General features: G+C 64.7%; 14 protein-coding genes and 1 tRNA gene. 11 read left to right on the forward strand and 4 right to left on the reverse strand.

From position 1 onward, the window contains the following. The 7 genes from SE92_RS00110 to SE92_RS00140 all read left to right on the forward strand — a co-directional run. Positions 1–1256 (forward strand): FAD-binding oxidoreductase (locus tag SE92_RS00110; RefSeq protein ID WP_063193920.1); only part of this gene is annotated, 1256 nt, incomplete at its 5' end. Continuing rightward, positions 1253–2359, forward strand: a complete 1107-nt coding sequence (locus SE92_RS00115; protein ID WP_063193921.1) for a four-carbon acid sugar kinase family protein — start codon at positions 1253–1255, stop codon at positions 2357–2359. The genes SE92_RS00110 and SE92_RS00115, both read left to right, overlap by 4 nt. After that, positions 2356–3393, forward strand: a complete 1038-nt coding sequence (pdxA, locus tag SE92_RS00120; RefSeq protein WP_063193922.1) for a 4-hydroxythreonine-4-phosphate dehydrogenase PdxA — start codon at positions 2356–2358, stop codon at positions 3391–3393. The genes SE92_RS00115 and pdxA overlap by 4 nt, the downstream gene beginning before the upstream one ends. Before the next feature lie 13 nt (positions 3394–3406). Continuing rightward, positions 3407–4537, forward strand: coding sequence for an iron-containing alcohol dehydrogenase (locus SE92_RS00125; RefSeq protein ID WP_245324395.1), 1131 nt, complete (start codon positions 3407–3409; stop codon positions 4535–4537). Between the two features lie 57 nt (positions 4538–4594). Next, positions 4595–5566, forward strand: a complete 972-nt coding sequence (locus SE92_RS00130) for a Bug family tripartite tricarboxylate transporter substrate binding protein (RefSeq protein ID WP_063193924.1) — start codon at positions 4595–4597, stop codon at positions 5564–5566. 145 nt (positions 5567–5711) lie between these two features. Continuing rightward, positions 5712–5785 (forward strand) — tRNA-Gln (locus tag SE92_RS00135). Between the two features lie 163 nt (positions 5786–5948). Continuing rightward, positions 5949–6311 carry a DUF1428 domain-containing protein gene (locus tag SE92_RS00140; RefSeq protein WP_063193925.1) on the forward strand — a complete coding sequence of 121 codons (363 nt, stop codon included), beginning with the start codon at positions 5949–5951 and terminating at the stop codon, positions 6309–6311. Between the two features lie 16 nt (positions 6312–6327). On the opposite strand, the gene SE92_RS00145 is transcribed toward SE92_RS00140, so the two are convergent. Then, the gene (locus SE92_RS00145) at positions 6328–7011 is read right to left on the reverse strand and encodes a TetR/AcrR family transcriptional regulator (protein WP_157094949.1); all 684 of its coding nucleotides are present in this window, start codon (positions 7009–7011) and stop codon (positions 6328–6330) included. A gap of 106 nt (positions 7012–7117) precedes the next feature. Here SE92_RS00145 and SE92_RS00150 point away from each other — a divergent pair, with 106 nt between their 5' ends. Beyond that, complete coding sequence (locus SE92_RS00150) at positions 7118–9406, forward strand: arylsulfatase (RefSeq protein WP_063193926.1); 2289 nt, start codon at positions 7118–7120, stop codon at positions 9404–9406. Between the two features lie 11 nt (positions 9407–9417). On the opposite strand, the gene SE92_RS00155 is transcribed toward SE92_RS00150, so the two are convergent. From SE92_RS00155 to SE92_RS00165, 3 genes are all read right to left on the reverse strand, one after another. Beyond that, on the reverse strand, positions 9418–9984 hold the full coding sequence (locus SE92_RS00155) for an invasion associated locus B family protein (protein ID WP_063193927.1): 567 nt from the start codon (positions 9982–9984) through the stop codon (positions 9418–9420). A gap of 64 nt (positions 9985–10048) precedes the next feature. Further along, positions 10049–13195, reverse strand: coding sequence for a multidrug efflux RND transporter permease subunit (locus SE92_RS00160; protein WP_063193928.1), 3147 nt, complete (start codon positions 13193–13195; stop codon positions 10049–10051). Beyond that, positions 13192–14367: an efflux RND transporter periplasmic adaptor subunit gene (locus SE92_RS00165; protein ID WP_063193929.1), complete on the reverse strand. Its 1176-nt coding sequence runs from the start codon at positions 14365–14367 to the stop codon at positions 13192–13194. Before SE92_RS00165 ends, SE92_RS00160 begins: the two co-directional genes overlap by 4 nt. A gap of 376 nt (positions 14368–14743) precedes the next feature. Between SE92_RS00165 and SE92_RS00170 the strand changes: the two genes are divergently transcribed. The 3 genes from SE92_RS00170 (at position 14744) to SE92_RS00180 (ending at position 18304) form a co-directional block, all read left to right on the forward strand. Then, positions 14744–14983, forward strand: coding sequence for a hypothetical protein (locus SE92_RS00170; RefSeq protein WP_025035676.1), 240 nt, complete (start codon positions 14744–14746; stop codon positions 14981–14983). A 226-nt stretch (positions 14984–15209) separates the two neighbouring features. Beyond that, entirely contained in the window at positions 15210–17612 is a 2403-nt protein-coding gene (locus tag SE92_RS00175) for a TonB-dependent receptor (protein ID WP_063193930.1), read from the forward strand. 2 nt (positions 17613–17614) lie between these two features. Next, on the forward strand, positions 17615–18304 hold the full coding sequence (locus SE92_RS00180) for a Fe2+-dependent dioxygenase (protein ID WP_063193931.1): 690 nt from the start codon (positions 17615–17617) through the stop codon (positions 18302–18304). The last annotated feature ends 93 nt before the right edge of the window (positions 18305–18397 follow it).

Raw genomic sequence — 18397 nt, forward strand, 5'->3', positions numbered from 1 at the left:
CACGCCGGCTTGCGATCGTGCCGCAGGGCGGCAACACCGGCATGTGCGGGGCGGCGACGCCCGACGATCGCGCCGGCAATGTCGTGATCCGGCTGGACCGAATGCGGGCCGTGCGGGACGTCAGCCCGCTCGCCAATACGATCACGGTGGAGGCCGGCTGCATCCTTGCGGAGGTGCAGAACGCGGCGCGGGACGTCGATCGCCATTTTCCCTTGAGCCTGGGCGCCGAGGGCTCCTGCCAGATCGGCGGCAATATCTCGACCAATGCCGGCGGCACGGCCGTGCTGCGCTACGGTCCGACGCGCGATCTGGTCCTCGGGCTGGAGGTCGTGCTGCCCGACGGACGCATTTTCAACGGCCTGCGCGCGCTGCGCAAGGACAACACCGGCTACGCGCTGAAGCAGCTCTTCATCGGCGCGGAGGGCACGCTCGGCATCGTCACAGCGGCCGTGTTGAAGCTGTTCGCGCCGCCGCGCAGCTCGGCGCTTGCGCTGTTGAAATTGCAGGGCGTCGAGCAGGCGCTCGAGATCATGCAGCGCCTGCGCGGCACGGTCGGTGACCGGCTCGGCAGCCTCGAAATCATGTCGCGCTCGCAGATCGAGGCGATTGCCGCGACCGTGCCGCATGTTACCATTCCCTTCGAGCTGACGACGCCGTGGTATTTGATCGTGGAGCTGACGGACACGCTTCCCGGCGTCGACCTCGACGAGCCGCTCGCCACGGTGCTGGCGGAGGCGATGGAAGCAAAACTCGCCGAAGATGCGATCCTCGCGTCCAATCTCGCGCAGGCCAGAGCGATCTGGGCTGTCAGGCACAGTGTGTCCGAAGGCAACAAGCGCAGCGGCTATGTGGTGTCGCATGACAGCGTGGTGCCGCTCGAACGTCAGGCCGCCTTCGTCACCAATGTCGAGGCCCGGATCAAGGCCGCCGTGCCGCATGCGCGGGTGGTGATGCACGGCCATATCGGCGATGGCAACATCCACGTGATTGCCCTGATCGACCGCGCGCGTTGCCAGGATCCCGCCGTGACGGCCGCGCTGGTGGCGCAAATCAACGAAATCGTCGATGACGAGACCGCAGCGCAGGGCGGGGCGATCAGCGCCGAGCATGGCATCGGGATCACCAATCGCGGCCGGCTCGCCCGCGTCACTGATCCGCTCGACATCGACCTGATGCGCGACATCAAGCGGCTGCTCGACCCGAACGGCCTGATGAATCCGGGCAAGATTTTTGCCGCGGGAGGCGCTCAGCGATGACGAGCGTCCGCCTGCTTGCCGACGATCTCACCGGCGCGCTCGACACCGCGGCGGAGTTCGTCGGGCTGTGCGGGCCGTTCGAGGTCGTCTGGTCGGAAGCGTCGGCAGCGCAGGGTTCCGGGAGCCTCGCCATCGATAGCGGCACCCGCGAACGGTCGAAAGCCGACAGCATCGAGATCGTCGGACGGCTGGCACCGCAGCTCCAGGGCGCAACCATCGCCTACAAGAAGGTCGACAGCCTCCTGCGAGGCGCCTGGGCGGCTGAGCTCGGCGCCTGCCTGCGCAATGGCCATTGGGCCTCCTGCGTGGTCGCGCCCGCGTTCGACTATCAAGGACGCCGCACTGTCGGTGGCCAGCAATTCGCGCGCACCGTTCAAGGTGATTGGCATCGGGTCGGCGACAATCTGCTGGATCAATTGAGGCAAGATGGCATCGAGGCACGGCAGGGCACACCCGACACGCTCTTGCAAGGCGGTGTTCAGGTGTTCGATGCCGAGAGCGACCTCGACCTCGATCGCGTCGTCGACATGGCGCGGCGCATGCCGGGGCCCGTGCTGTGGTGTGGCAGCGGCGGCCTGGCCGGCGCGCTGGCCCGCAGCCATCATGCCGATGCGCCGAGCCAATTGAAGCTGCCGGTGCTGGGTCTATTCGGCTCCGACCAGGCTGCGACTGCAGCCCAGCTTGCGGCCTGCGGCGAAGCCACTATCGCCGTGGCGGAGGGCGAGGGCGGAGCAAGGGTCCAACGCAAGCTGGCCGACGAGGGCGTGGCGCTGGTCAAATTCTCGCTTGCCGACGGGCTGTCGCGGGTCGAGGCGGCGCAGCGGATCGCGCACGAGATGACGGCGCTGGTCGCGGCGCTCGACCCGCCGGGGACGCTGATCGTGGCAGGTGGAGAAACCCTGAAGGCCGCATGCGTCGCTCTCGGTGCGCTTGCGCTCCAGGTGACCGGGCGTATCGTGCCGGGATTGCCGCGCTCGATCCTGCAAGGCGGTCGCTGGGCCGGTGTCGATGTCGTCTCGAAATCAGGCGCATTCGGCCCCAGCGCGCTGTGGCGCGATCTGCTGCGGGACAATCATTTCATCAGTAAGGGGAGTCCGACATGACCTCTCGTCATCTTGCCATCACCATGGGCGATCCCGCCGGGATTGGGCCGGAGATCATCGTCAAGGCCTGTGTCGGCTTGAAGGACCGGATCGCGAAAGGCGATCTGCGGATCCTGATCATCGGCAGCGGCGCTGCGCTCGATGGCGCGAAAGCTGCGCTCGGTGCAGGCATTGCGATTCCCGAAGTGCGCGCTGATGATCGCGACTGGCCCAACCTCTGCTATTTGCAGGCCGATACGGAAGGCGACCCGATCAAGCCCGGCGTGCTCAGCGCCGATGGCGGCCGCTTCGCCTACAAGGCGATCGAGCAGGGCGTGCGCCTGACGCAGGCGGGGCGGACCGCGGCGATCGTCACCGCGCCGCTCAACAAGGAAGCGCTCAACAAGGCCGGCTATCATTTTCCTGGCCACACCGAGATGCTGGCGCATCTCACCGGCGTGCGCGGCTCGGTGATGCTGCTTGCCCACGGCAACATGCGTGTCAGTCACGTCTCGACCCACGTGGCGCTGGAGGACGTGCCGAAGCGTCTGACGCCGGAGCGGCTGCGCATGGTGATCGACCTCACCAATGATGCCCTGCTGCGGCTCGGCATCGCCAAGCCGAAGATCGCGATCGCCGCGCTCAATCCGCATGCCGGCGAGGGCGGACTGTTCGGCCGGCAGGACATCGACGTGTCCGCGCCGACGATTGCGAAGGCTGTTTCCGATGGTCTCGATGTCGTCGGCCCCGTGCCCGGCGACACCGTTTTCGTCAAGCTGCGCGCCGGCCAGTACGATGCCGTGGTCGCGATGTATCACGACCAGGGCCATATCCCGGTCAAGCTGCTCGGCTTCCAGGTCGATCCCGCGACCGGCCGCTGGCAGGAGCTTTCCGGCGTCAACATCACGCTGGGCCTGCCGATCATCCGCACCTCCGTCGATCACGGCACCGCCTTCGACATTGCCGGCAAGGGCATCGCCAACGAGCACAGCCTGATCGAGGCCATCGACTATGCCGAACGGCTGTCCGCCGGCGCCTCCGCATCCAAGTCATGAGATCGAACGCACGATGACCAACGCTTTCACGCCTATCGAAATCCAGCGTCCCACCATCCTCGAATTCGGCAATGGCACCATCACTGCTGCGGCGCGCTTTGCCGAGCGGATCGGCGCCAAGCGGCCGCTGGTGATCTCCGATTCCTTCAACGCACGCCGCGTCGACGCGCTGGCGCTGCCAGGCGCCGTGAAAGTGTTTGGCGACGTCAAGCCCGAGCCGGACCTGCCCAATCTCGAGAGGGCGGTGGCCATGGCGCGCGACGTCAGGCCCGATCTGGTTGTCGGCTTCGGCGGTGGCAGCGCAATGGATCTCGCCAAGCTGGTCGCGGTGATGTGCACCAGTGACGTGCCCTTTGCCGACATCGTCGGGCCGGAGAAGGTGGCCGGCCGCAGCGTCGCGCTGATGCAGATTCCGACGACGTCGGGGACCGGCAGCGAGGCTGGCACGCGCGCGCTCGTCACCGATCCCGTCAGCCAGAACAAGCAGGCGGTGCAGAGCCGCTTCATGCTGGCCGACATCGCCATCGTCGATCCAGACCTGACCATGACCGTGCCGAAGGAGGTCACCGCGGCGACCGGGGTCGATGCGCTGGCGCATTGCGTCGAGGCCTATACCAGCCGTAAGGCGCATCCGACGATCGACCTTTACGCGCTCGAAGGCGCGCGGCTGGTTGGACGTTATATCGAGCGCGCGGTGACCGACGGCAGCGACCGCGAGGCGCGCGCGGGTCTGGCGCTGGCCTCGCTCTACGGCGGCTATTGCCTGGGACCGGTGAACACCACCGCCGGCCACGCGGTGGCCTATCCGCTCGGCACGCGTCACCATGTGGCGCATGGCCTGGCCTGCGCGGTGATCTTCCCGCATACGCTGGCCTTCAACATGCCCGCGGTGGAGACGAAGACGGTTGCGGTGCTGGGTGCGCTGGGATTGCCGGAGAGCAATGATCCCAAGCGCGCATTCGACGCCACCTACGGCTTCTGCAAGAAGCTTGGCATCGAGATGCGGCTGTCCGCGCTCGACGTACCCAGAAGCGACCTCGGCGTGATGGCGGACGAGGCGCACGCCATTCGCCGCCTGCTCGACAACAATCCGCGCGATCTCGGCCGGGATGCGATCCTGAACATGTACGAGGTCGCATTCTGAGACGCCTGCCGCGCGCGGCAACCAATCAACAACACAATGAAAATAGAGGAAACTTCGATGAGATCGATGTGGCTTGGTTTCGTGTCGGCAGTGCTGCTGGCGGTTTCACCGGTGCAGGCTGAGGATGCTTATCCCTCCAAGCAGGTGACCGTGATCGTTCCGTTCGCCGCCGGCGGCACCGCGGACATCTTCGCGCGCATGGTCTCCAACCATCTGCAGGCGAAGTTCGGCAAGCCCTTCGTGGTCGAGAATGTCGGCGGTGCCGGCTCGATTCTCGGCGTGACGCGGCTGGCGAAATCGGCGCCTGACGGCATCACGCTCGGCGTTGCCAGTACGTCCGCGCTCGCGATCAATCCCACGCTGTACGGGCCGAAGCTCAGCTACCAGCCGGACAAGGATCTGGTGCCGGTCGCCCAGATCAGCGTCGTGCCCAACGTGCTCGTCGTCAATCCCAACAAGATCAAGGCGCGCACGGTGCCGGAGTTGATCACCTATCTGAAGGCGAACCCGGACAAGATCTCGTTCGGCTCGGCCGGTGTCGGCACCTCGCAGCATCTCGCCGGCGAGCTGTTCCAGCAGATGACCGGCACCAAGATGGTGCACGTGCCCTACAAGGGCTCGAGCCAGATGCTGACGGACCTGCTCAGCGGCCAGATCGATCTCGCCTTCGACAACGTGCCGCTGCTGCTGCCGCAGGTGAAGACCGGCCAGCTGGCGCTGCTCGCGACCGCAACGCCCAAGCGCGCCGACTTCGATCCGCAAGTGCCGGCCGTCGCCGAATTCCTGCCCGGCTTCGAGGCCGTCGCCTGGCACGGTTTCTTCGTTCCCGCGGGCACGCCGAAGCCGATCGTCGAAAAGCTCTCGGCCGAGATTCGCGCTTTCATGCAGCAGCCGGAGACGGTGCAGAAGCTGGCCGAGCTCGGTGCCGTCGCGGTCGCCGTGGATTCGGAGCCGTTCGCAGCCTACATCGCCGCCGAGACGGCGCGCTGGAAGAAGGTCATCGAGGCCGCGAACATCAGGCTGGAGTAGGCGGTGATCCCTTCACCGCGGCGCTTGCCAGCCCGGGGGCGAGCGGGTAGAACCCTGCCACGCCTGAGCCGTGATTTGCGCAAAACGCGCTTCCGGTGACAGTCGAACAAAGCGTCAAGCGATTGAATTTGTTCGACTATTCCGTTGGGGAATGGTGTAACGGTAGCACAACAGACTCTGACTCTGTTTGTCTTGGTTCGAATCCAGGTTCCCCAGCCAGTTCCGGGCGCTTTTCCACGGTCCATTCCCCCGGTCTGCCGCTCGGCTGCGATGAGGTCCGTTGGCCGCTCGCGACGGTTTGCCTCATCTGAAAACCGCATCTCGCCGTCGGATCGCCGCGCTCGTCATCGTCCTTGGGACACACAACCCTGGGAGATCCGTGATGCCCTATGTCGATGGTTTCGTTCTGGCCGTGCCGAAGGACAAGGTCGAGGCCTACAAGTCGCTGGCGACGACCGCCTGCGCGATCTGGATGGAGCATGGTGCGCTCGACTATGTCGAATGCATCGCCGACGACGTCCCCTATGGCGAGCTGACCTCGTTCCCGCGCGCCGTGATGGCGAAAGAGGACGAGGTCGTGGTGTTCTCCTGGATCGTCTACCGCGACCGCCAGACCCGCGATGCCGTCAACAAGAAGGTGATGGCGGACCCGCGGCTGAAGATGGAGGGCATGCCGTTCGACGGCAAGCGCATGATCTATGGCGGCTTCACGACGCTGCTGCGGGCGAGCGAAATCATCGGCTGATCCCGGGGCGGAAGGCCTATCGCGAAGCGCGGCCGCATTCGGCCTGGAGCAGCAGCAACAGGCAGCCGGCGAGCCGCGTCTCCATCTCCTTCGACGACAGCGACAGCGGTCCGGGATCGTTGAGAATCGCGTTCACCAGCGTGCCCAGCACGACCTGGAAGCCGAAGGCGATGGCGCCGGTCTTTGCCGCCTTACGCCCCTTGCCCATGGCCGGCAGCAGGAGAGGGGTGGCGCGCGTCGTCGTCGCCTGGGCGAGAGCTTTGAACGGCGTCCATTGGTCCGGGCGGGTGTCGTCGTGCTGAAGCGCGGCGCGCAGCACGCCCTCATGATGGCGCATCCAGGCGATGATGCCGCTGACGATGATGTGGCAGAGTTTGTCGAGACCCGTATCGGGTGACGGCGGCCTGATCCCTGCAAGCCGCTGCTCGCCATCGCGTGTGGCCAGCGCCATCAACGCGTTGAAATAGGTCTCCTTGCTCTCGAAGCGGCTGTAGAAGGCGCCGACCGTGGCCCCGACTTCGGTGCACAGGGCCTCGATCGAGAGCTCCGCAAGGCTGCGCGTCCTCAGCATCGCGGCGCCGGCGCGCAGCAGCGCCAGCGTGGTTTCCCGGCTCCGCTTCTGCCGGGACGGGGCGACGCCCGGCAGGTCGAAATTGCGAAGCTCCGGTTGGTCTGTCCGTGGGCGCATCTGGGCTTGCATCCGCCAAAAATCATAATCATAATTCTGATTATAATTTAGGGTGAGGTGCGCCGGGGGTCAACCGCGGGTGCAGAGATGACAGAAACGATCCAGCAGGGAGGATCAGATGAGCGCAGGCAGCGGCACGCCGTTCCGCGGCACCGTCGGCAAGACGGTTGCGGAGTCAAAACCCTGGTGGCCCGAGCCTGCGAAGTCGCCCGCGGGCGCGCCGAACATCCTCGTGGTGCTGTTCGACGACGTCGGCTTCTCCGATTTCGGCTGCTACGGCTCGGCGATCAGGACGCCGACCATCGACAGGCTCGCCGCGGAAGGCCTGCGCTATTCCGGTTTCCACACCACCGCGATGTGCTCGACGACGCGTGCAGCGCTGCTCACGGGGCGCAACCATCATTCCGTCGGGGTCGGGTGTCTCGCCAATTTCGATTCCGGCTATCCCGGCTATCGCGGCAAGATCGCGCGTGAAGCGGGGACGCTGGCCGAGATGCTGCGCGGGCACGGCTATCGCAACTACATGGTCGGCAAATGGCACGTCACGCCGCTGACCGAGAGCGGCGCCACCGGCCCGTTCGACGGCTGGCCGCTCGGGCGCGGCTTCGACCGCTTCTACGGCTTCCTCGACGCCGAGACCGATCAATACGCGCCGGAACTCGTCTCCGACAACACGCATATCGACCCGCCGGGCACCTATGCCGACGGCTATCATTTGACCGAGGATTTGATCGACCAGTCGATCCGCTTCATCGGCGATCACCTCGCCGATCGGCCTGATGTGCCCTGGCTGACCTGGGTCGCGCTCGGGGCCTGCCACGCGCCGCATCAAGCGCCGGCCGAGATCATCAAAAGCTATGACGCCGCCTTCGCCCATGGCTGGGACGTCGAGCGCGAGCAGCGCCTCGCGCGCCAGAAGGCGATGGGCCTGGTGCCCGACGACACGCGGATGCCCGCGCGCAACGACGGCGTGAAGGCCTGGGAGGAGCATTCGGCCGACGAGCGCCGCGTCTTCACACGGCTGCAGGCGGCCTTCGCCGGCATGCTCGACCATTCCGATCGGCATCTTGCGCGGCTGGTCGCATTCCTCGACACGGCCGGCATCCGCGACAACACCGTGATCATCGTGATGTCCGACAATGGCGCGAGCCAGGAAGGCGGGCCGCTCGGATTCGTGAATGCGATGGGGCCGTTCAACTTCAAGCCGGAGCCGATCGCCGAGAAGCTCGCCCGCATCGACGACATCGGCGGGCCCGACACCCACAGCAATTTCCCGCATGGCTGGGCGATGGCGTCCAACACGCCGCTGCGCCGCTACAAGCAGAACACCCATGGGGGCGGCATCCGCGATCCCTTCGTCATCAACTGGCCGAACAGGATCGCGGCCAAAGGCGAGCTGCGTCATCAGTTCGTCCACGCCTGCGACCTCACGCCGACGCTATTGGAGCTGATCGGCATCGAGGCGCCCACTGATATCGCGGGCTGCCGGCAGATGCCGCTCGAAGGCGAGAGCTTTGCGCGGTCGGTCACCGATGCATCCTCGCCGTCAAAAAGCTCGCCGCAATATTTCGAGATGTTCGGACATCGCGGTCTCTGGCATGCGGGATGGAAGGCGGTCGCCTTCCATCCGTCGGGCACGCCGTTCGAGAACGACAAATGGGAGCTGTTTCACCTGGACGCGGATTTCTCCGAGACCAACGATCTTGCAGCCGCGGAGCCGGAACGCCTGGGACGGATGATCGCGATGTGGTGGGACGAGGCCGAGAAGCACCAGGTGCTGCCGCTGGACGACCGCTTCGGGCCGCGCTTTGCGGAGAATGCCGCGCGCTTCCACGGCGCTCGCCATCGTTTCGTCTTCCACGCGGGCATGGGGCATGTGCCGACCGACGTCGCGCCCGACGTGCGCAGCCGCAGTTATACGATCGAGGCGCATGTCGAGATCGACGAGCAGGGTGCCGATGGCGTGCTGATCTCGCACGGCGATGCGACGTCGGGCTACAGCCTCTATGTCCGCGATGGCCATCTCGTGCACGATCTCAACATCGGCGGCAGCCACCAGATCCTGCGGTCGGACCGCAAGGTGACGTCATCCGCGCAGCGGCTCGCGGTGCACGTCGAACGCCTCGTGCGCAAGGAGCCGCCGGCCAAGGGCGCGCGCACCGGCATCACCGAATACACGCTGCTGATCGACGGCGAGCCGGCGGGCTCGCTGCAGACCCAGCTCGGCTTCCACACGCTGATCTCGTGGTCGGGCCTCGACATCGGCCGCGACCGCGGCAGCCCCGTGTCGCATTACGAGGCGCCGTTCGAATACCGGGGGCGGCTCCTGCGCGTCACCGTCACCATGCACAACGACCAGACGCTCGACGGCGACGCCGTCGGCAACGCGCAGATGGCGCGGCAATAGCAGGAAGCCTGCTACTTGATCTTGTCGTAGGCGGCGGCGAAATCGCCGAGCGGCATCGGGATTGCAATGGTCTCCTTGGCCATGTTCTGGAAGGAGACCTTGAGCTGCTTGCCCGACCGCAAGGCGCCGAGCAGGTCGGCCGCGATCGGGGTCGAAGCGTAGCAACCGCGGTTCTCGCAAGTCTGGATCTGGAGATCGACCGTTTTGCCTTCGTCGACCTGAAGCTTGGCGCCGACCGGAAGGTTGAGGCCGAGCGGCAATTGCAGGAGCGCCACCGGCGTGCGGGTGTCCGGCGCGATGCGGATGTTGACGAGGACGATGGTCTGGCCGGTCTTGGTCAGCACCGCGTTCTGCTCCATCGCGCATTCGAGCGGCGCATCGCGGCTCACGCTGGTGCAGCGCACGATCCAGCCGGGCTGCTGTGCCGCCGCACCGTCGGCCTGTGCTTGCGTCGGAGCCGGCGCAGGTTGAGCCGCCGGGGCGGGGGCGTTCTTCTTCGCGCCTTGCTGGGCAGAGGCGGCACCCGTCGACAACAGGAGAGCGGCGGCGAGGGCGACAAATCGGGATTGCATGGGCATGGCGAAACCACGTTGGCGTGAACCGAGGGGCTCGCTGTAGCGTCGCGGGGGGCGCGGCGCAAGCTTACTCGGCAGCTTCCTTGACGGTGCCGTGCTCGACCGTCTCGCCGCCTTCGCCGTCGCCCGAACGGCCCCAGCCTGAGAACCAGTTGTTGAGCTCGTCGAGATAGAGATAGACCACCGGCGTGGTGAACAGCGTCAGCGCCTGGCTGACGATCAGGCCGCCGACCATGGCGTAGCCGAGCGGCTGGCGGATCTCGGCGCCGGTGCCGTGACCGAGCATCAAGGGCACGCCGCCGAGCAGCGCGGCCATCGTCGTCATCATGATCGGGCGGAAGCGGAGCAGGGCGGCTTGGCGGATCGATTCCGCCGGCGTCTTGTGCTCGTCGCGCTCGGCGGCGATGGCGAAGTCGACCATCATGATGCCGTTCTTCTTCACGATGCCGATCAGGAGAATGATTCCGATCAAGGCGATGAGGCTGAAGTCGAAGCCGGCCGCCATCAGGATCAGAAGCGCGCCGACGCCGGCCGAGGGCAGGGTCGACAGGATCGTGATCGGATGGATGTAGCTCTCATAGAGGATGCCGAGGATCAAATAGACCACGACGAGGGCAGCGAGGATCAAGAGCGGCACGGTGCCGAGCGATTGCTGGAACGCCTGCGCGGTGCCCTGGAAGCTCGAGTTCAGGGTCGGCGGCGCGCCGAGATCGGCCATCGCCTTCTGCACGGCTTCCGTCGCCTGGCCGAGCGCGACGCCCTGGCCGAGGTTGAAGCTGATCGTGGTCGCCGGGAACTGGCCCTGGTGGCTGATCGAGAGCGGACGGACCGGATCGGTGGTCCAGGTCGCGAAGGTCGATAGCGGCACCTGGTCGCCGGTCAGCGGCGACCTCAGATAGAGCTTGTTGAGGCTGTCGAGATTGCCCTGCATCTCAGGCAGGATCTCCAGGATCACCTTGTAGGTGTTGAGCTGGGTGAAATACTGCGTGACCTGCCGCTGGCCGAAGGAGTCATACAGCGTGTCGTCGATCAGCTGCGGCTGGATGCCGTAACGCGCGGCGGTGTCACGGTTGATCTTGAGCTGGACCGTGGTGCCCTGGGTCTGCTGGTCGGTCGCGACGTCGCGCAGCTCCGGCAAGGTCTGCATCTTGGCGAGGATCTTGGGCGCCCATTCGTTGAGCTCGTCCAGATTGGCGTCCTGCAGCGTGAATTCGAACTGCGTGCGCGTCGGCCGGCCGCCGAGCCGCACGTCCTGGGCTGCCTGCATGTAGAGGCGGGCGCCCTGGACCTTGTCAAACTGGGGACGCAGTCGCGCGATGATCTGCTGAGCCGAAGCCTCTCGCTTGTCGCGCGGCTTCAGCGTGATGAATATGTTGCCGTTGTTGCCGGCGCGGCCGCTGCCGCCGATCGACATCGCGACGCTGGCAACGTCGGGATCGGCCAAGATGATCTTGCCGAGCTGTTCCTGGCGCCGGGTCATCTCTCTGAACGAAATGTCCTGCGAGGCTTCCGAGGTTGCCGTGATCAGGCCGACGTCCTGTTGCGGGAAGAAGCCCTTCGGGATCAGGACGAACAGATAAATCGACAATCCAAGCGTGGCGAAGAAGATCGCCAGCGTGGTGCGGCGCCAGGCGAGGGCATGGTCGAGCACGTATTCGTAGCCGCGCAGCAGCCCGTCGAAGGCGCGCTCGCTCCATTGGTAGAATTTGCCGTGGGTCACCTCGCCATGGGCGCGCAGGAAGCGCGAGGCCATCATCGGCGTCAGGGTCAGCGACACGAACATCGAGACGAAGATGGTCATCGCCAGCACGACGGCGAATTCGCGGAACAGGCGCCCGATGATGCCGCCCATCAAGAGCAGCGGGATCAGCACCGCGACCAGCGAAATGCTGATCGACACGATGGTGAACCCGATTTCCTTCGAGCCGCGGAAGGCCGCCGCCATCGGCGATTCGCCTTCCTCGATGTAGCGCGTGATGTTCTCGAGCATCACGATGGCATCGTCGACGACGAATCCGACCGCGATGGTGAGCGCCATCAGCGACAGATTGTCGAGCGAATAGCCGGCGACCCACATCAGGGCGCACGCGCCCAGCAGCGCCAGTGGAACCGTGATGGTTGGAATGACGGTGGCCCAGAAGCTGCGCAGGAAAATGAAAATGACCATGACCACGAGGGCGATGGTCAGCAGCAGGGTGAACTGGACGTCCTCGACCGCGGCGCGGATGGTCGTAGTGCGGTCGCTGATGAGCTCGATCTTGATCGCGGGCGGGATCGCCGCCACGAGGCGGGGCAGGGTCGCCTTGATCCTGTCGACGGTCTCGATGACGTTGGCGCCGGGCTGCTTGAAGATCACCAGGAACACGCCGCGCTTGCCGTTGGCCCAGGCCGCCTGTTTGGCGTCTTCGGCGGCGCTGACCGCCTGGCCGATGTCGCGGATTCGCAACGGAGCGCCGTTGCGATAGGCGATGATGACGTCGTTCCAGTCCTTCGCGTGCGTGAGCTGGTCGTTGGCGTAGATCGTGTAGGCGCGCTTCTCGCCGTCGATGTTGCCCTTCGGGCTGTCGACCGTGGTGATCGCGATCTGGCTGCGCACGTCCTCCATCGACAGGCCCTTGGCGACCAGTTTCGCCGGGTCGATCTGGATGCGGATGGAGGGCTTCTGCTGGCCGCCGATGAAGACCTGGGCGACGCCCGAGAGCTGGCTGATCTGCTGGGCAAGCTGGGCGTCGACCGCGTCGCTGACGCTGGTCAGAGGCAGCGTCTCCGATGTTGCCGACAGCAACAGGATCGGCGCGTCGGCCGGATTGACCTTGCGATAGGTCGGCGGCGACGGCAGGTTTTTCGGCAACTGGCCGGAGGCCGCGTTGATGGCGCCCTGCACGTCGTTGGCGGCGCCGTCGATGCTGCGGTTGAGATCGAACTGGATGGTGATCGACGCCGTGCCGAGATAGCTCGTCGAGGTCATCTGGGCGATGCCGGGAATCTGGGCGAACTGGCGCTCCAGCGGCTGCGCCACCGACGAGGCCATCGTCTCCGGGCTACCACCCGGCAAATTGGCGGTGATCTGGATGGTCGGGAAGTCCACCTGCGGCAGCGGTGCGACCGGGAGCAGGGGATAGGCGACGAGACCGACAAAGAGAATGCCGGCCATCAGCAGCGAGGTGCCAATCGGGTACCGGATGAAAGGTGCCGAAATCCCGCCCCCGGTCATTCCTGTCGGACCTTGTTCTGGGGCGGGGCCGGGCTCGAGCTTGCCACCGCGGTTGAGACGAGGCTGCCGGGCTGCACCTTGAACTGGCCGCCGGTGATCACCTGCTGACCAGGGCTCAGCCCTTCCTCGATGACCGAATGTCCATCGATGGCGTAGCTGACCTTGATCTTGTGCAGCTCGGCCTTGTTGTCCTGGTTGACGGTATAGGCGTAGAGGCCGTTGGTCGAATGCTGGACCGCGTCATCCGGAACCACGGTCGCGTCCTTCAGCGTCCGGACCAGGAGCCGCGTCGAGACCGACTGGCCCGGCCACAGCGCGTGGTCCTTGTTGTCGAACACCGCCTTGAGGCGGATCGTCCCGCTGGCGGTGTCGACCTGGTTGTTGATGACCGCAAGCTTGCCCTCGGCCAGCGTCTTCTTGCCGTCGGTGGTGAAGGCGATCACCTTGAGTGCGCCCGTCTTCTGGCCTTCGCTGATATAGGGCAGCTGGTCTTCCGGTGCCGTGAAGATCACGGTGATCGGCTCGACCTGCGAGATCGTGACGATGCCCGTCTGCGTCGAGGCGTTGACGATGTTGCCGATGTCGACCTGGCGGAGCCCTGCGACACCTGTGATCGGCGCCTTGATCTGCGTGTAGTCGAGCTGGGTTTGGGCGTTGGCGATCGCGGCTTCGTCGGCGGCGATCTGGGCGGTGAGCTGAGCGACGGTTGAGCGCTGGGTGTCGACCCGCTGCGCGGTTGCGAATTCGCCGAGCTTCATGGCGCGCTGAAGTTCGAGATTGGCGTTGGCGAGACTGGCCTCGTCCTGCGCCTTCTTGGCCTTGGCCTGGTCGAGCGCGGCTTGATAGGGACGGGGATCGATCGAGACCAGAAGCTCGCCCTGCTGGACGATCTGGCCTTCCTTGAAGGCGAGCTTGTCGATCTGGCCATCCACGCGGGTGCGGACTTGGACGGTGTTGAAGCCCTGAACCGTGCCCAAGCCGGTCAGGTAGACCGGGAAGTCGACCTTCTGGACCGGCGCAACGCTCACCGGGACGGCGGGCGCGCGGGGTGGACCTTTCTGGGCGGTCTGGGTTTTTCCGGCCTCAGGCCCGAATTTGTGCCAACCATAGTAACCCGCGGAGGCCACGGCCGTGATGATCAGAAGCCAGAGGATCGGCCGGGACTTTTTCATGTCGTCTCGTGTCGGCTCGTATGCCCTCAGTTATGAATTATGGGGCAATCGCAGGGTTCCAGCGCGCTTGTATAATACACGCCAAGTTCCAGTGTAAACAGCACTATCCGTTGAGAATCCTAAACAATCGGAAAGCTTTGCACCGCTTGGGCAGTGCCCTGCTGCAGCGCTGTGCTGTGCTGCATTTTCCAAACCGGGCCGACCAGCGGGCAAGTCTTGTGGTGCACTCGCAGACGGTGTGCTCGACCTCAACGGGACCATGCCGAGCCGCAACTCGGTGCCGACAACAAGAATGGTTCTAAGTCGCGCGGAGGCCGTTTCGGTTGTCAGGAATTTCGCCATCGTCCATATCGGCGCCGCCACAAGGGAGCGCAGCATGGACGAATTGAACGGCAAGCTGATCGCGTGTCAGATTCTGATCACGGGATTGATCGCGCGTGTCGCCAACGAGCAACGCGATCCCTTGCGCTTCCTCACCGACTTTCGCGACGAGATCAAAGCCGTGGTCAATGGCGTCAACATCGCGGGAATGGACAACACCGATCGCGTGCGCGCGGTCGCGCAGAAAACCGTCGATGAATTGTTCTCGCTGATGAAGCCGCCGAGCAGCGATTGATGCTGAAAGAAAGACGGTCAATGACGCAGCAATTGCGTCGCCGTCTTTAGAACGAGTCCAATGTTCGTTTAGAACGATTTCAAACTGCAGTTTAGAATTGTTTTGATCTGGATCGATTCAAGGGTTCTTGCGAGGCGCTCGCATTGACCCACTATTTTGCGGTCGATACCAACAATCCATCGTTCGTCGAAGTGAATGAGCGAACAGGAAGATGGGGCGTTTGGTAATGGGGCAGGTGGTCGCACCGAAGTCGTTGCGTTCGGTCGCAACATTCGATCTGGTGGATGAAAAGTTCGCGGGCGTTTCAGGCAAGAAGGCCTCGGCGGTTGCGAGCTTGATCGCAGTGGCGTCGGTGTCGACCGGCGCGCAAGCGCAGCAGTCGAACCTGCCGCCGGTGACGGTCGACGCTCCTGTCGAGCGTCCGCGTCCAGTGGCCTCGAAGCCTTCGCCGGAGCAGGTCCGGGCCCGCAACGCGCTTCGCCGCGCCGCGCAGCGTCAGCAGGCGGCCCAGCAGGCCGCGCCGACCGCGCCGTCAGGCGCTCCCGACAGCAATCCCTATGCCGATCCGGCCGCGCCCTACAAGGTCGACCACGTCCAAGCCTCGGGCAAGTTTCCGGAGAAGATGCTGAACACGCCGAAGAGCATCACGGTGCTCAGCAAGGAAGTGCTGGAGGACAAGAACGCGACGACCCTGAAGGAGATCGGGCGCTCGACCGCGGGCGTGACGCTGGGCTCGGGCGAGGGCGGCAACGCGTTCGGCGACCGCTTCTTCATCCGCGGCTTCGACGCGCGCAACGACGTGTTCATCGACGGCATCCGCGATCCCGCCGTGTCCATCCGCGAGAACTTCTTCACCGAGCAGATCGAGATCCTGCGCGGGCCGGCATCGTCCTACGCCGGCCGCGGCACCGCCGGCGGTGCCATCAACATCGTCACCAAGCAGGCCGGTGATCGCAACTTCCAGCGCGTGGATTCCGAGTTCGGCACCGACATGACCAAGCGCGTCACGCTCGACGTCAACCAGGTCATCGATCCGACCTTCTCGGTTCGCACCGGCGGCGTGTTCCAGGACGCCAACGTCGCCGGCCGCAACTATGTGACCGACAATCGCTGGGGGTCCTTCATCTCGACCAAATACACCCCGACCAGCGACATCAAGATCACGACCAACTACGTCCATACCGATCTCAGCGGTTATCCGGATTTCGGCGTGCCCTATTACAAGCAGGGCAACGTGCCGGTGACCTCGGCCGGCATCCCGCGTCAGAACTGGTACGGCTTCCTCAACCGCGACTTCCAGACCGCGCGGCAGGATTTCGGCACCGGCACGATCGAGTACAAGGTCAATGAGGCCATCACGCTGACCAGCAAGGTGCGCGGCGAGCATTCGCTGCTCAACTATATCGGCACGCTGCCGCAGAACCCGAACACGACCAGCCCCAATCCTCTGCTCTGGACCACGACGGCGAGCGCGCAGAGCCGCTACCAGAACGTCGACGTATGGGCCAACCAGAACGAGGCCACGTTCAAGCTCGACACTGGCGGGGTCAAGCACACCGCGGTGTTCGGCGTCGAATATTCGAACGAGAACATCTCGATCGACCGTTACGCCGGCCTCGCGTCGGAACTGGCCGGGAGCCCCTTCACCAGCAGCGGTGCCGTGACGGGGGTCAATCTCTACTCCCCGCAATATACCAACATTCCCTTCGGCACGCCGTCGCTGGTTGGAAATCCGACGCGCTATGGTGTCAACACCAGCAGCGTGTATGTGATGGATACCGCGAATTGGCAGGACACGGTCATCGTCAACGGCGGCGTGCGCTACGACGGCTACAGCCAGAGCGCGTCGACGAACTCGGCCTACCTCAAGCAGAGCAGCGACCTCGTCAATTACAACGTTGGCGCGGTCTACAAGCCGATGTCGATCGGCAGCATCTATGCGGCCTACGCGACCTCGGCCAATCCGTTCGGCTCGGAGCTTGACGCGACCGGCACCGACTACGGCGGCGTTCCCGCCAACTCGACCATCCTGCTCGGACCCGAGCGCAACAAGGCGATCGAGGTGGGCACCAAATGGGAGCTCGCTGATCGCCATCTGCTGGTGACCGGTGCGCTGTTCCAGACCACGAAGGACAATGCGCGCGAGACGGTCAATGGCCTGCTCACATCGGGCGCGGCCTACAGAATCCAGGGCATCGATATCGAAGCCGAGGGCCGGATCACCGATCGTTGGAGCATCTTCGGCGGTCTCGTCTTGATGCAATCCAAGGTGACGCAGAGCGGCGTTGCCTCCAATCTCGGCCTGCAGCTTGCCAACGTCGCCCACCAATCGTTCAGCATGCTGACCAAGTACAAATTTGACGACGGCTGGGAGCTCGGCGGCCAGGCGGTGTACCGATCCAAGGTCTATGGCGGCACGTTCGCAGCCAACACCGGCAACGAGTTGCCGAGCTACTGGCGCTTCGACGCCTTTGTCGAGAAGAAGATCGACAAGAACTGGACGATGAAGCTCTACGCCCAGAACCTGACCAACAAGCTGTACTACGACACGCTTTATCGCAGCGCGGTGCCGTTCGTGGCGGTGGCGCCGGGCCGGGCGTTCTACATCGTCACCACGGCGAAGTTCTGATCATGTTGACGTGTCTGCCTGGCATTCTCAGCAAAGATGATGTGGCGGATTTCCGCCGCATCATGGATGCCAGCGAATGGGAGGACGGGCGGTCGACTGCTGGTGCGCAGTCGGCCATGGTCAAGCGCAACGAACAGCTGCCACCCGATAGCGAAGTCGCGCGAAAACTCGGCAACCGCGTCATCTCGGCGCTGACGTCGAATCCGCGCTTCATCGCGGCGGCGGTCCCGCTGCAGATCTTCCCGCCTTTGTTCAACCGCTATGCGGCGAGCGGTGGCCATCATTTCGGCCTGCATGTCGACAATGCGATCCGCGGTGACCGGCTGACCGGACTTCGCATCCGCACAGACCTGTCGGTCACGCTGTTCCTCGCGGAGCCGGAAGAGTATGACGGTGGCGAACTTGTGATCGAGGACACTTACGGCTCGCACGAAGTCAAGTTGCCAGCCGGCGACTGCGTGCTCTATCCCTCGACCAGCCTCCACCTGGTCACCCCCGTGACGAAGGGAACGCGGGTTGCGTCTTTCTTCTGGCTCCAGAGCATGATACGGGACGATCAAGCCCGGAGCATGATCTTTGACCTCGACACCGCGATACAGGCGCTGGTGGAACGGCTCGGGCGTGACGATCCCGAAACGGTCAAATTGACGGGTATCTATCACAACCTCATTCGCTACTGGGCCGAAGTATGAAGACCATGACCTCAAGAGCCAGCCTTGCCGCAGCCGCGATGCTGGCGGCCGCCTGGCTCGCAGCTCCTGTTTCCGCCCAGACACAGACCCCCC

This window comes from Bradyrhizobium sp. AT1 (assembly GCF_001590795.1).
In the GTDB taxonomy this organism is placed as follows: Bacteria; Pseudomonadota; Alphaproteobacteria; order Rhizobiales; family Xanthobacteraceae; genus Bradyrhizobium.